We start from the raw sequence: 14,846 nt of genomic DNA, 5'->3' as shown, positions 1-14,846 counted from the left end.
GTCAGGTGCCTAGATCGACACCACCACCTTGTAAATCACCATGCCCATGGCCAGCAGCAGGTAGCCACGCAACAAGGCCATCCACAGCTTGCTGCGTCCGGACATCACCATGGGTGGCAGATTGGCCAGCGCCGGCATGCGCCAACCATACAATTCGGCCGAATCCGGCCGGGCGATGGGCATCGAACCTTGCCTGGCTTCCTGGCGCAGGCCGATGAGCTGCCCCAGCAGCACAATCAGTACACTGGCGCCGCCCCCCGTGATGAGGATGGTCAGGATCGTGTGCTCGGACAGATCGGGAAACAGCACGGCGGCGGTCAAAATGACCGACATCAGCACCAGCAAGGCCACGATCAAAGACGTGAAGACATTGGTGCGGCGGGAATTGACCCAGGGCCCCAGCACTGCCCGGTCATTGCACATCAACAGCAGGAACACCGTGGCACTGGGCAGCAGCACCCCGGCCAGCGATTGAACGGCATTGACCAGCAGACCCAGTGGCACCCCCGGCAACAGCACCAGCACGGCGGCCAGCACGATCAGCCCGCAATACATGGCATAAAACCCGATCGCTTCGGTGGGCTTGCGATGCAGCGAATGCTTGAGACTCAGGACGTCGCCCAGGGCATAGGCAGTCGACAGCGACACCGCCATGGCACCGATCAGGGAAGCATCGATCAGGGCGATGGCAAACAGCACGCCGGGCAGGCGGCCATAATACTTGCCCAGCCCCTGCGCCACGGCACCGGCATCCTGAAAGTGGCCGAATTCGGCATGCCCCGTGAACACCTGGGCGGTAAAGGCGATCATGGCGACGGCCCCGACGATCACCAGCACGATCCCCAGCCACAGATCGGCCCGCTCATATTTGATGAAACGCGGGGTAATGCGTTTGTCGATGATATAGCTCTGCTGGAAGAACAACTGCCAGGGCGCCACGGTGGTGCCGACAATGGCAATGACCAGCAGCATGACATCGGCGGTCTTGCCTCCGGCAGGCATTTGCGGCACCAGAAAATCATGAGCGATCTGGCCGACTGGCGGATGAATCATGACCAGGATGGGCACCAGAATCAGACTGCCCGCCACCAGCAACAGCGAAAAGCGCTCAAAGCGACGGAAATCACCCGTGGCCGCCGAGCCCATGATCAGCAAGGCGGCCAGTACCACGCCCAGCACCTTGGGCACACCGAGATAGTCCATGCCCAGGCTGATACCGATGAACTCGGTGACGATGGTCAGGGCATTGAGCAGGAACAGATCGATGGCGCTGAAAGCGCCCCAGAACTTGCCGAAACGTTCGAGAATCAGGCGGGCATGGCCGACACGCGTCACCGCCCCCAGGCGCAGCACCATCTCCTGATTCACGTAAATCACCGGGATCAGCAGCGCCAGGGTCCACAGCAGGGCAGTACCATGATTCTGGCCAGCCTGGGTATAGGTACTGAAGGCACCGGCATCGTTGTCACCGACCATCACAATCAGTCCAGGCCCCAGAATCGCCAGCAAGGTTTTCAATTTGGCCAGCCAACCACGACGAGCCGCCAGATCATCATGCCGGATGGTACCCAGCGCCCCCTGAATATCGCCCAGGTGTGCGCTGTCCAGCACGGCTGCATTGGCGTCGTTTTTGCTCATGTCCATCGTTCTCTCCAGACCGGTATGGCGCCTGGTGGCAGAATCCTGATGGCAAATGGCCGAACACGCTTCCATTCGCCACTCCCGGCGTACGGATGTGGCGAATGGAAGCCCGGCGACCCATCGTCGATCCTTGGCTCATACCAGGCATTGTCAGGATGAGAGGTCGGGCACAGCGGCCCCCATCCATCCCGACGGATTGATTTCAGTGATCCGATATGTGTAGAGCGCTGGGGGTGATGCAGCCGGTCATGCTGACCGGTACTCGAAGCGCGCTAACCCGTTGCAGCGAGTCAGCGGCAGGGAAAGGCCGTGCGTGGCTAACTCACCAGTACTTCGCTGGCCCAAGCCAGCATGCAACTCTGGGAACTACTGCCCACGTCGGAGCCCTTATGTCATTGATAACGGGCGAATTATAGCCATGAATTAAGAAAAGTCTTAAATATTCACCTCACATCTATTGATTCATCGCAATACTTGACCAGCGATGACAGAAAGGCGTTCCACGTGAAACACTGGCAGTCCGGCCTGATGGCCCTCCTGACCATGACAACGGCCGTGGCGGCCCCGCACACCGTGAGGCTGGCGTCGGGACAAACCGTGGTCGTGGCGAGCGGTCAAGGCGAGCCGCAATCCATCGGCAGTTACAGCATCCGCCTGTATGCCCCAGCCAGCACCCCGGCCTTCGCGCTCGACAACTTTCTCAGTGGGCTGATCCGCCCGCGGGATGGCACCCTGTCCAGGGTCAGTGTGATGCGGCTCGACCCGCACAACGCGCCCATGGTGGTGGTCACCATGCAAAGCGCCGGCAGTGGCGGTTATCTGGCGGCTGATGCCTACAGCGTTGGTGAAACGCATCTGACGTTGCGGACTTGTGTGCGCGGCCTCAGGCCGCGCAGCAATCTGGGCACCGCGTTGCGGCAGGCGCTGTATGCGCCCGCCGCCTGCGGTCAGTAAGGGCGTTCAGGCGACATCTTCCAGACCGAACATTTCGGCCTGGTCATCGTAGGAGAAGATTTCTGCGTAACGGCCCCAGTTGATGACGGAGTCCAGTGTCTCTTCTGCGGCCTCGTCGCTCAGATAGTCTTCCAGCTCCTGCTTGAAGCGATCGCGCGGCGCGCGCTGCTTCGGACGTTCGTTCAGCACCTGCTTGATATGGGCGGCCAGCGGCACGCCGCGCAACAGGCAGTCAGCGAACAGCTGCTTGCGCTCCTGCGTGCCGAAATCGGAATACTGGCGACCATAGTAAGTCAGCGTGATGTCACCTTCGGAAATCTCGGCAAAGCCCAGGTGTTGCAGGAATTCCGCCACCGGGAACAGATCGTCGACCTCCATGTGCAATTGCTGGGCGATTTCCGGCATGTCCGCACGGCCATTGTAGGGTGCGGCAGCCAGCGTCTCGATCAGACCGGCAATCAGGTTGGTCGATACCTGCGGCAGCCAGCTGCGCAGTTCCAGACCGACCTTGCGCTGGGCATCGGTCTGCGGGCGGCGCGTCATCTTGGCATAGATATCGTCGACGAACTGTCGGAAGGCCGGATCCAGGCGATTGCGCGGATGGGCAAACGGCACCTTCACCTCGGCAATCAGCCGTCCCGGATTCGAGGACAGGATCATGATGCGATCGCACATGAACGCCGCCTCTTCAATATTGTGGGTCACGATCAGGATGGACTTGATCGGCAGGCCGCCATCGTTCCACAGGTCGAGCAGATCGGTACGCAGCGTTTCGGCGGTCAGCACGTCCAGTGCGGAGAACGGCTCGTCCATCAGCATCAGGGTAGGGTTGACCACCAGGGCACGGGCAAAGCCGACACGCTGGCGCATGCCACCGGACAGCTCGCGCGGGTAGGCGCTTTCAAAGCCGTCCAGACCAATCAGGTCGATCGCCTTCAGCGCCCGCTCGCGCCGCTCCTTGGCCGGCACGCCGAGCGCCTCCAGTCCGGCCTCGACGTTCTCCAGCACCGTCAGCCAGGGAAACAGGGCAAAGGTCTGAAACACCATCGAGACGCCTTCAACGGGGCCGTCTACCGGTTTGCCGCAATAGCTGACCTCGCCCTCCGTCGCCTTGATGAGGCCGGCGATGATGCGCAGCAGGGTGGACTTGCCCGAGCCGGAACGACCCAGCAGGCCGACGATCTCGCCCTCCTTGAGGGTCAGGTTGACGCCGTCGAGAACCTTGAGCTCACCCTGTGCCTTTTCAAATCCGCAGCAGACTTCGCGCGCTTCGAGAATGGTTGAATTGGTGTTTTCCATAAATTGCATTCTTCCAGAGTAAGCTGTCGATCAACGCAGATGGTTTTCGGCATAGGCGTACATCGGGCGCCACAGCAAGCGGTTGAACAGCACGACGAACAGCGACATCACGGCGATCCCCAGGATGATGCGCGGGAAATCGCCCGCAGCCGTCATTTCGGCAATATAGGACCCCAGGCCATGCGCCTTGAGCTTGATATGTCCCCATTGCACCATTTCCGACACGATGCTGGCGTTCCAGGCGCCACCGGAGGCGGTAATCGCGCCGGTGACGTAATAGGGAAAGATCCCCGGCAGGATCACCTTGCGCCACCACTGCCAGCCGCGGATGCGGAAATTGGCGGCCGCTTCGCGGAAATCATTCGGGAAGGCCGTCGCGCCGGCAATCACGTTAAACAGGATGTACCACTGCGTGCCCAGCACGATCAGCGGAGACAGCCAGATATCGGGATTGGCGCCGAAGTAGGCGATGGGAATGACGAAGACCGGAAACAGCAAGTTGGCCGGAAAGGCCGCCAGGAACTGTGCCAGCGGCTGAAATTTCTCCGCCAGACGCGGACGCAGGCCGATCAGCACGCCCAGCGGTACCCACACCAGCGAAGCCAGCAGGATCAGGATGGTCACGCGCAGCAAGGTGATGAGACCCAGGGTGATGACATGCCAGACATCCCCCAGCCTGACTTCGCTGGCGACGTAACTGAGCACGCGCCAGCTGAGATAGGCGGTCCCCAGTAGTACCAGCGCATTCCACAGCCAGTCGCCGTAGCGGTTGCCACGCGAGGGGGCCGCGCTGCCGCCGGTCGGTCGCGGCAGGCGCAGGGGCATGCGGGCCACACCGGTGATCAGCAGACCAAAGGGCTTGAGCAGGGCCTGAATCAGGCGGGTACGACGGATCATGTCCAGCAGCCAGGACTCCGGCTCATTCTGCGAAGCGGTATCTTCCAAGCGGAACTTGTCCGCCCAGGCCACCAGCGGGCGGAACAGCAGCTGGTCGTAGGCCAGGATAACGACCGTCATGGTAAGAATCACCCAGCCGACCGCCGTCAGATTGCCTTCAGCGATGGCCTGCGCCAGATAGGAGCCGACCCCGGGCAGCGTGACGGTGTTGTTGCCGACGGTTATCGCCTCGGACGCCACCACGAAGAACCAGCCGCCGGACATGCTCATCATCATGTTCCAGATCAGGCCGGGCATGGCATACGGGACTTCCAGCTTCCAGAAACGCTGCCAGCCGGTCAGCTGGAAGCCTTGCGACACTTCGACCAGATCGCGCGGCACCGTGCGCAGCGACTGGTAGAAGCTGAAGGTCATGTTCCAGGCCTGGCTGGTGAAAATGGCAAAGATCGCCGCACATTCGGCACCGATCACCCGTCCTGGAAACAGGGCGATGAAGAAGGTGACGGTGAAGGAGATGTAACCCAGCACCGGCACCGACTGCAGGATATCGAGGATCGGGATCAGCACTTTTTCCGCGCGCCGGCTCTTGGCGGCCAGGGTGCCGTACACCAGGGTAAACAGCAGCGAAGCCACCATGGCGGCCAGCATGCGCAGGATGGTGCGCAGTGAGTACTCCGGCAGACTGGTCGGATCAAGCGAAATCGCCTGCGTCTTGAGCGTCGACATCGGGGCCAGCGTCTCGTGGAAGCCGGTACTGCCCAGTACGATCAGACTCAGGATCAGCGGAAAGGCGATGACATCCCAGCGATTGGGCAGCAAACGCCGCGCGGAGGCGTTGAAGAGCGGCGGCAAGATCAGACGCATCGACCGACTCCCAGCATGTTGTTATTCATATCAGCCTCTGGATAAACAAGGTTCAACGGCCAAAGCGACGGGACCCGGACTCGAGCCGGGCTCGATCTGACAGTCTAGCCTGCTTCGATGACATTTCGACGCTTTGGCATGAAAAACGGGCCAGCTTGATGCTGGCCCGCTATTTTCGCCGATCTGTCGCCGGCAGGGAACCCCGTCAGCGAGCGGCAGAATCGCTGCTGTGTCCGACCTGATAGCCACCGCCCAGCGCCTTGATCAGACCGACCGCTGCGGTCAGCTGACTGTTGAGGATGTCGAACTCGCTGCGCTCGCTGGCCTGTTGCGTGGCATTCGCCTGCGCGACGTTGAGCATGCTGGCAATACCGGCCTGGTATTGATTGAAGGTGATCTGCGCGGACTGGCGCGCCGCCAGCACCGCCTGGTGCTGCAACTCGGCCTCCTGACTGAGAATGCGCAAGGCGGCCAGGTTATCTTCGACATCCTGGAAGGCACTCAGCACGGTCTGGCGGTAAGCCGCCACGGTCTGGTCATAGTTGGCCTGGGCAGCATCGCTTTGTGCGCTGCGCAAGCCGCCATCAAACAGCGTGGCCGCCAGGGTCGGCCCGACCGACCAGACACGGCTGGGCAAGGTAAACCAGTCGGCCAGATTACTGCTGCGATACCCACCACTGGCCCCCAGGGTCAGCGATGGGAACCAGGCGGCCTTGGCCACGCCGATCTGGGCATTGGCCTGCGCCACCAGGCGTTCGGCGGCGGCAATGTCCGGACGACGCTGCAGCAGATCCGAGGGCACGCCCGGTGGAATGGTTGGCACATGCGGCCGGGTCTGACGCTGGCTGAGGTCGAAATCCGACGGCGAGCGACCGATCAGGACGGCAATGGCATGTTGCAGCTTGTCGCGCTGCAGGCCCTTGTCGATCGCCTGGACCTGGAGAGTCTGCAACTGGCTCTGAGCCTGAGCCACGTCCGCCTGTCCGGCGACGCCGGCCGCGTAGCGATTGCGGGTAATGGTCAGTTGCTGCTGGTAGGCGGCGACGCTGTCATCGAGCGAGCGTTTCTGGGCATCTGCGACATACAGCTGAAAATAGGCAATCGCCAGCTGAGCCTGGGCGCTGAGCCTTACATTTTCCAGACTGGCCAGACTGGATTCGGCCTTGGCCTGCCCGGCCTCGGCATTACGCCGCACCTGTCCCCACAAATCGACCTCCCAACTGGCACTCAGTGCCGCGTTGTAAGAGGTGCTGATGGTACTGGCCGCATTACCGCTGCCGACGCTGCGACCGGTCGATTCAGCCGCCGAGGCGCCGATGGTAGGGAAAAAACCGGCCTGGGCTTCGCGCAGCAGGGCCGTCGACTGCCGATACTGAGCCTCGGCCTGCGCAATACTCAAATTGGCGGCATTGAGCTCGGTCTCCAGCCGGTTGAGGTCCGGGTCATTGAACACCTCCCACCAGGCCCCCCGGGCCAGATGATCTGCCGGCGCAGCGGGCTGCCAGCCCTGGCTTTCCTTGTATTGACTGGTCATGACCACCTGGGGGCGCACATAGTCCGGCCCCACGGCACAACCGGCCAGCGCCAATGCACTCAAACCACACAGCCAGCGCCTGTTCATGCCTGCGTCCTCGTTGTCCGGTCCATCATATTGCTTCGCTCAATCACTAAGTTCATGTCAATTGTCCGCTTCTGCAGGTGCCGGCACCCGGCGGCGCCAGGCCTGACACCACAGTCGGAAACGATCCAGATACAGATAAATCACCGGCGTGGTGTACAAGGTCAGCGCCTGGCTGACCACCAGGCCACCCACGATGGCAATCCCCAGCGGCTGGCGCATCTCGGCACCATCACCGTGGCCGAGCGCCAGCGGTATGGCGCCGAACAGTGCCGCCATGGTGGTCATCATGATCGGCCGGAAACGCAGCAGGCAGGCCTGGAAGATGGCATCACGCGTCGACAGCCCCTGCTGGCGCTCTGCCTCAAGGGCAAAGTCGATCATCATGATGGCATTCTTCTTGACGATACCGATCAGCAACAGCACGCCAATCATGGCAATCACGCTAAATTCGGTCTGGCACACCAGCAGCGCCAGCAAAGCGCCGACACCCGCCGATGGCAGGGTGGACAGAATGGTCAGCGGGTGGATGACACTCTCGTAGAGCATGCCCAGCACGATATACACCGCCAGGATGGCCGCCAGAATCAGCAAGGGCTGAGTGGACAGGGAACTCTGGAAGGCAGCGGCCGAGCCCTGGAAGCTGCCGATAATGGACGATGGCAGGCCGATCTGGTGCATGGTGCTGTCGATCGCCTTGGTCGCATCGCTGAGCGACACCCCGACCGGCAGGTTGAAGGAGATGGTCACGGCGGCAAACTGGCCCTGATGGTTGACCGCTAGCGCGGTGTTGCCGGGCTGATAGCGGCTGAAGGCCGAGAGCGGCACCATCTTGCCGCTGGTCGAGGGCACATAGATCCACTGCAGGGCGTCCGGGTTCTGCCAGTATGGCGGCGCCAGCTCCATCACCACGTGATACTGGTTGAGCGGCCGATAGATGGTTGAAACCTGCCGCTGGCCGAAGGCGTCATTGAGGGTGCTGTCGACCGCCTTCTGCGTGACGCCCAGTCGCGCCATGGTATCGCGGTCAAACACCAGGGTGGTCTGCAGCCCCTTGTCCTGCTGGTCAGAGTTGACATCGGCAAGCATTGGCAAGCGCATCATGGCGCGCCGCACCTTCGGCTCCCATTCGCGCAATGTCGCCAGATCGTCCCCCTGCAGGGTGTACTGATACTGGGCATTGCTGGCACGACCACCAATGCGGATATCCTGCACCGACTGCAGGAACAGGGTGGCTCCCGGCTCATGGGCCAGTGACTTGCGCAGTCGGGCAATCACCAGCTCGGCGTTGTCATGCCGCTCAGACAACGGCTTGAGCACGATGAACATATTGGCAGTATTGAGTTGTGCCCCTCCGGTAAAGCCGACCACCGAGGCCACGGCCGGGTCGCGCCGCACGATCGTCATGAATCGGTCCAGTTTGACCTTCATGGCCTGGAAGGACGTCTGCTGGTCGGCACGCAGCATACCCATCAGTCTGCCGGTATCCTGCTGGGGAAAAAACCCTTTTGGGACAGCCTGATACAAGTAGACATTCAGGCATATGGTTGCCAAAAGCAACAGCATCATGCTACGACCGTGCGCCAGTGCCCAGGTCAGCGTATGGCGATAGCCCTGCTGCATCCACAGCAAGGCGCGCTGAGCCCAGTCAATCAGCCAGCCGTGCCGGGCCTGGGCATCATGCGGCTTGAGCCAGCGGGCACACAGCATGGGCGTGGTGGTCAGCGACACCAGCAGCGAAATCAGGATCGCTACCGACAGACTGATGGCAAACTCGCGGAACAGGCGCCCGATGATGCCCCCCATCAGCAGGATAGGGATAAATACCGCGATCAGCGACAAACTCATCGACAACACGGTAAAACCTACCTCTCGAGCCCCCCTGAAGGCCGCCGCCATCGGGCTCATGCCCTCCTCGATATGCCGGGCGATGTTCTCCAGTACCACGATGGTGTCATCGACCACAAAGCCGGTGGCAATGGTCAGCGCCATCAGCGACAGGTTGTTGAGACTGAAGCCGGCCAGATACATCACGCCGAAGGTGCCGATGAGCGACACCGGCACGGTAATGGCGGGAATCAGCGTCGCACGGCCGTTCCGCAGAAACAGGAACACCACCATGATCACCAGGGCGACCGAGATCAGCAGGGTGCGTTCGACATCGGCCAGCGAAGCACGGATGGTCGGCGTACGATCAAGCGGCACGTCCAGCTGAATCCCCTGGGGGATCGAGGCCTGCAGCTGTGGCAACAAAGCACGGACCCGGTCGACGGTGTCAATGATGTTGGCACCCGGCTGGCGGGTCACCACCAGCAGGACCGACTGCTTGCCGTCGACTGAGCCGGCGTTGCGCAGATCCTGCACGGAATCGACCACCTGAGCCACATCGCTCAGCCGTACGGCAGCACCATTGCCATAGTGGATGATCAAGGGCTGGTAATCGCTGGCCTGTACCGACTGGTCGTTGGCCAGAATCTGCCAGTGCTTGTCGCCATCCTCCAGCGCCCCTTTGGGGCGATTGGCATTGTTGGCCGTCAGCACCGTGCGCACCTGCTCCAGGCTGATGCCATATTGATTGAGGGCCTGGGGCTGCAACTCGACCCGTACGGCCGGCAGGGAGCTGCCGCCGACCGTGACGTCGCCCACGCCAGGCACCTGGGCCAGCTTCTGCGCCAGCATGGTGGAGGCGATGTCATACATCTGCCCCTTGCTGAAAGCCCTGGAGGTCAGCGCGATAATCATCACCGGCGCTTCGGACGGGTTGACCTTGCGATAACTCGGATTACTCGGCATCCCGCTGGGCAGCAAGGCACGCGCACCATTGATGGCTGCCTGCACATCGCGTGCCGCGCCATTGATGTCACGGTCGAGGTCGAATTGCAGCGTGATGCGGGTGGAGCCCAGCGCACTGGTGGAGGTGATCTGGTTGACACCGGCAATGCGGCCCAGCGAGCGTTCCAGTGGGGTCGCCACGCTGGAGGCCATCGTCTCCGGGCTGGCGCCGGGCAGTTTGGCCGAAACCGAGATGGTCGGGTAATCAACCTGTGGCAGCGGCGAGACCGGCAACAGTTTAAATGCCAGCGTCCCGGCCAGCACCACCGCCAGGGTCAGCAGGGCGGTGCCGATCGGACGCCGGATGAAGGGAGAGGACAGGTTCATGCCGGTTTCCGCCAGCGGGACGACAAGCGGTCAAACGCCAGGTAGATCACCGGCGTGGTGAACAGGGTCAGCACCTGGCTGACCAGCAGCCCCCCGACCATGGTCAGACCCAGCGGATGACGCAACTCCGACCCGACCCCGGTACCGAGCATCAGCGGCAAGGCGCCCAGCAGGGCCGCCATGGTGGTCATCAGGATCGGGCGGAAACGCAGCAGGCAGGCCTGGTAGATGGCCTCGCGCGGTGCCATGCCCTGAACCCGCTCCGCCTCCAGGGCGAAGTCAATCATCATGATGGCATTCTTCTTGACGATGCCGATCAGCAGCACGATACCGATGATCGCCACCACCCCCAGGTCATTACCGGACACCAGCAAGGACAATAGCGCACCGACACCGGCCGAGGGCAGGGTGGACAGAATGGTCACCGGGTGAATGGTGCTCTCGTACAGCACCCCCAGCACGATATACATGGTGATGATGGCCGCCAGGATCAGCCACAGGGTATTGGACAAGGAGGCCTGGAAGGCCGCCGCCGCCCCCTGGAAGTGGGTCTGGATCGATAGCGGCAACCCCAGATCGGCCTCGGCCTGCTGCACGGCTTCCACCGCTTTACCAAGGGAGGCACCGGGGGCCAGATCAAAGGAAATGGTTGCGGAAGGAAACTGTCCCAGGTGGTTGACCGTCAGCGGGGTATTGCGCTCCTCGACGTGCACGACGGTCGACAACGGCACCTGTGTCCCGCTGGCCGTCGGCAGGTAGACGGCATTGAGCTGCGCCAGCCCCACTTCACCGGCACGCTGCTCAAGGACCACACGATACTGGCTGGTCTGGGTGAAGATGGTGGAAATCTGCCGCTGACCGAACGCGTTGTACAGGGCATTGTCGATGGCCGCCGGCGTGATGCCCAGTCGGGCAGCGCTATCACGATCAATCGACAGATAGGCCTGCAGACCGCGATCGAGCAGATCGCTGGCCACGTTCTTCAGTTGCGCATCCTGGCGCAGCCGGCTGACCAGCTTCGGTACCCACAGGCTCAGATCCTCCTGAGTATTCGCCTGCAGGATGAAGCGATACTGCGAGCGGCTGATGCCGGAATCGATGGTCAGGTCCTGCACGGGCTGCAGATAGCTGTCGATGCCCGGCACCTGCGCCAGCCGGTCGGACAGGCGTGGCAGGATGGTGCTCAGCGCCTCGCGCCGGTTTTCCGGCTTGAGGTTGACCAGCATGCGACCGTTATTCAGTGTCGGATTGTTGCCATCCACCCCGATGAACGAGGACAGGCTCTCCACCGCCGGGTCCTGCAACAGCACACGGGCCACGGCCTGCTGGCGTTGTGCCATGGCCGAGAACGAGATGGATTGCGGCGCCTCGGTGATGACCTGAATGGCACCGGTATCCTGCTGCGGGAAGAAACCCTTGGGAACCCAGACATAAAGCAAACCGGTCAGCAGCAAAGTGCCGAAAGCCACCAGCAAGGTCAGGCGCTGCCGGTCGAGCACCCAGCGCAGCATGCGGCCGTAGCGGTCAATCACCCGCTCGAAGAACTGGCCGCTGGCATGATAGAACCAGCCCTGCTTCTCTTCCGGCACATGCTTGAGCAAACGGGCGCACATCATTGGCGTCAGCGTCAGCGACACAAAGGCCGAAATCAGGATCGACACCGCCAGGGTGACGGCAAACTCGCGGAACAGCCGTCCGACCACATCGCCCATGAACAACAGTGGAATCAGCACAGCGATCAACGAGAAGGTCAGCGAGATGATGGTGAAACCAATCTGTTGCGAGCCCTTGAGCGCGGCGGCAAAGGGCGCTTCGCCCTCCTCAATGTAACGGGCGATGTTCTCGATCATCACGATGGCGTCGTCGACCACAAAGCCAGTGGCAATGGTCAGCGCCATCAGGGTGAGATTATTGATGCTGAAACCCGCCAGATACATCACAGCGAAGGTGCCCACCAGCGACAGGGGCACCGCCACGCCCGGGATAATGGTCGCCGGCACACTGCGCAGGAAGAGGAAAATCACCATCACCACCAGCGCCACGGCCAGCAGGAGTTCAAACTGCACGTCAGCCACCGAGGCGCGCACCGTGACCGTGCGGTCGGTCAGCACACGAACATCGACACTGCCGGGCAGGGTAGCCTGCAGCAGCGGCAGTTGCCGCTTGATGCGATCGACCACCTCGATGACGTTGGCACCGGGCTGACGCTGGATGTTCAGGATCACCGCCGGGGTCTCGTTGGCCCAGGCCGCCAGACGATTGTTTTCCGCTCCGCTCTCGACCGAGGCCACATCGCTCAGACGCAGCGGTGCGCCGTTCTTGTAACTGAGCACCAGCTGGCGATAGTCGTCGGCCGAAGTCAGCTGATCGTTGCCATCGATGGTCGATGCCGTCAGGGCCCCGTCAAAGCTGCCCTTTGCCTGATTGACGTTGGCATTGCCGACGGCAGTGCGCACATCGTCCAGACTCAGACCCGTCGCCGCCAGAGCAGGTGCATTGACGCGGATACGCACCGCCGGACGCTGACCGCCGCCAATACTTACCAGACCCACGCCCGGCACCTGGGACAATTTCTGTGCCAGACGGGTATCCACCAGATCGGTCAGGGTCGGCAGGGGCAGGGTTTTCGAGCTGATGGCCAGTGTGACGATGGGGGTGTCGGCCGGATTGACCTTGCTGTAGATCGGCGGAGCCGGCAAATCCGAGGGCAACAGGTTGGAGGCAGCATTGATGGCCGCCTGGACCTCCTGCTCGGCCACATCCAGGCCGACTTCCAGGCCAAACTGCAGCGTAATGGTCGAGGCGCCGCCGGAGCTGGACGAGGTCATCTGGTCCAGTCCTGGCATCTGGCCGAACTGCCGCTCCAGCGGGGCGGTCACCGAAGAGGTCATCACATCCGGGCTGGCACCGGGGTAGAGCGTGACCACCTGGATGGTCGGATAGTCGACTTCCGGCAAGGCGGAAACCGGCAAGAAGCGGTAGCACATCAGCCCGACCAGCAGGATCGCCAGCATGGCCAGCGAGGTCGCCACCGGACGCAGAATGAACAGGCGGGACGGGTTCATCCGTTGCGGGCTCCGTCATGCTTGTGCGGCTTGCCCTGAGCACCTGCCGCCTCGGGGCTGGCCGTGGCCACGCTGACCTTGCTCCCTTCGCGCAAGCGATCCATGCCATCGGTCACCACCCGGTCGCCTGCTTTCAGTCCGCGATTCACGATCAGTTGATCGCCCTCACTCGGCCCGGGCTCGATCACACGCAGCGTGACCGTATTATCCGGCTGCAGCAGATAGACAAAGATGCCCGGCTGCCCGCGCTGCATTGCCGCCAGCGGAATCACCAGCGCGCCCTTGCGCACTTCGGTGCCCAGTCGCACGTTGACAAACTGGTTGGGGAACAGCGCGTTATCCTGATTGGCAAAGACCGCTTTGAGCTTGACCGTGCCCGTCGTGGTATCAACCTGATTATCGACGGTCAGCAAGCGCCCGCTGGCCAGCCTGGTGCGATTGTCGCGGTCATAGGCATCCACCGGCAGCGTGGCGTTGGCGCGAATCGCGGGCAACACGCGGGCAACCTGGTCTTGCGGCAGGGAGAACAAGACGTTGGTTGGCTGCATCTGGGTGATGACCACGATGCCGTTGCTGTCCGAAGCATGCACGATATTGCCCAGGTCAACCTGCTTGAGACCGACACGTCCGGAGACCGGCGCCGTCACCTGGCTGTAGCTCAGCTGAAGTCTGGCGTTATCGACCGCCCCGCGGTCACTGGTCACTGTGCCCTGATATTGCGCTACCAGCGCCTCCTGCGTCGCGACCTGCTGCTGTGAAATCGAGTTTTGCGCCAGCAGGGTGCGATAGCGGGCCAGATCGATCTGGGCATTTTTCAGCTGCGCCTGATCACGCGCCAGTTGTCCTTGCGCCTGAGTCAGCGCTACCTGGAAAGGTCTCGGGTCGAGTTGCGCCAGCATTTGCCCCTGCCTGACCATCTGCCCCTCGGAGAATCCCAGCTTCATCAGTTGCCCGTCGACCCGACTGCGCACCGTGACCGTATTATTGGGCGTCACCGTCCCCAGTGCGGTCAGATAGATCGTCATGTCGCGACTGACCACGCTGGCCACGGTCACCACTTGCGTCGACGGCTTGTTGCGCTGGCGATCACCGGACGGGCTGGCGGACTGATGCCAGATCAGCCCGCCGACCAGCCATACCAGCAACATCAGGATCCAGAATTTCTTTTGCTTGAACAGGACGGGATTTCCCTGCTGAGGGGTAGCGGACATATCGATAACGGCTCAAGGCGGCGTGACAGGTTGAAGATGCTGAAATGATAACTGAGCATCATGACGGTGTTATGTGCGGATTGCGCGAGAATGACCCTGCTTGATTAACATTCTTTAATTGCACCAACTATGCGGTTT

Annotated in this window: 8 protein-coding genes; 1 reads left to right on the top strand and 7 read right to left on the bottom strand. The window is 61.9% G+C overall.

The window, feature by feature from the left end; all coding sequences use genetic code 11:
- Nucleotides 1–9 precede the first annotated feature (9 nt).
- A complete protein-coding gene (locus tag JNO51_RS16785) occupies nucleotides 10–1,644 on the bottom strand; it encodes an NRAMP family divalent metal transporter (protein ID WP_252346131.1) in 1,635 nt (544 codons plus the stop codon).
- Between the two features lie 501 nt (nucleotides 1,645–2,145).
- On the opposite strand from JNO51_RS16785, the gene JNO51_RS16780 reads away from it, so the two are divergent.
- The gene (locus JNO51_RS16780) at nucleotides 2,146–2,595 is read left to right on the top strand and encodes a PliI family lysozyme inhibitor of I-type lysozyme (protein WP_215779599.1); all 450 of its coding nucleotides are present in this window, start codon (nucleotides 2,146–2,148) and stop codon (nucleotides 2,593–2,595) included.
- Between the two features lie 6 nt (nucleotides 2,596–2,601).
- Here the strand turns inward: JNO51_RS16780 and JNO51_RS16775 are convergent, their stop codons facing one another.
- The 6 genes from JNO51_RS16775 to JNO51_RS16750 all read right to left on the bottom strand — a co-directional run bounded on the left by JNO51_RS16775 (nucleotide 2,602) and on the right by JNO51_RS16750 (nucleotide 14,708).
- Nucleotides 2,602–3,894, bottom strand: a complete 1,293-nt coding sequence (locus tag JNO51_RS16775) for an AAA-associated domain-containing protein (protein ID WP_215779597.1) — start codon at nucleotides 3,892–3,894, stop codon at nucleotides 2,602–2,604.
- A gap of 30 nt (nucleotides 3,895–3,924) precedes the next feature.
- On the bottom strand, nucleotides 3,925–5,655 hold the full coding sequence (locus JNO51_RS16770) for an ABC transporter permease subunit (protein WP_215779595.1): 1,731 nt from the start codon (nucleotides 5,653–5,655) through the stop codon (nucleotides 3,925–3,927).
- A gap of 205 nt (nucleotides 5,656–5,860) precedes the next feature.
- A complete protein-coding gene (locus JNO51_RS16765; RefSeq protein WP_215779592.1) occupies nucleotides 5,861–7,276 on the bottom strand; it encodes an efflux transporter outer membrane subunit in 1,416 nt (471 codons plus the stop codon).
- 57 nt (nucleotides 7,277–7,333) lie between these two features.
- Nucleotides 7,334–10,432 carry a multidrug efflux RND transporter permease subunit gene (locus JNO51_RS16760; protein ID WP_215779590.1) on the bottom strand — a complete coding sequence of 1,033 codons (3,099 nt, stop codon included), beginning with the start codon at nucleotides 10,430–10,432 and terminating at the stop codon, nucleotides 7,334–7,336.
- Nucleotides 10,429–13,497: an MdtB/MuxB family multidrug efflux RND transporter permease subunit gene (locus JNO51_RS16755; protein WP_215779588.1), complete on the bottom strand. Its 3,069-nt coding sequence runs from the start codon at nucleotides 13,495–13,497 to the stop codon at nucleotides 10,429–10,431. The genes JNO51_RS16760 and JNO51_RS16755 overlap by 4 nt, the downstream gene beginning before the upstream one ends.
- Nucleotides 13,494–14,708, bottom strand: a complete 1,215-nt coding sequence (locus JNO51_RS16750; RefSeq protein WP_215779586.1) for an MdtA/MuxA family multidrug efflux RND transporter periplasmic adaptor subunit — start codon at nucleotides 14,706–14,708, stop codon at nucleotides 13,494–13,496. Before JNO51_RS16750 ends, JNO51_RS16755 begins: the two co-directional genes overlap by 4 nt.
- Between the last annotated feature and the right edge of the window lie 138 nt (nucleotides 14,709–14,846).

It is taken from the genome of Paludibacterium sp. B53371 (genome assembly GCF_018802765.1).
Classification (GTDB): Bacteria; Pseudomonadota; Gammaproteobacteria; order Burkholderiales; family Chromobacteriaceae; genus Paludibacterium.
The sequence above is the reverse complement of the archived record's forward strand: the minus strand, read 5'-3'. Positions and strand labels throughout refer to the sequence as shown.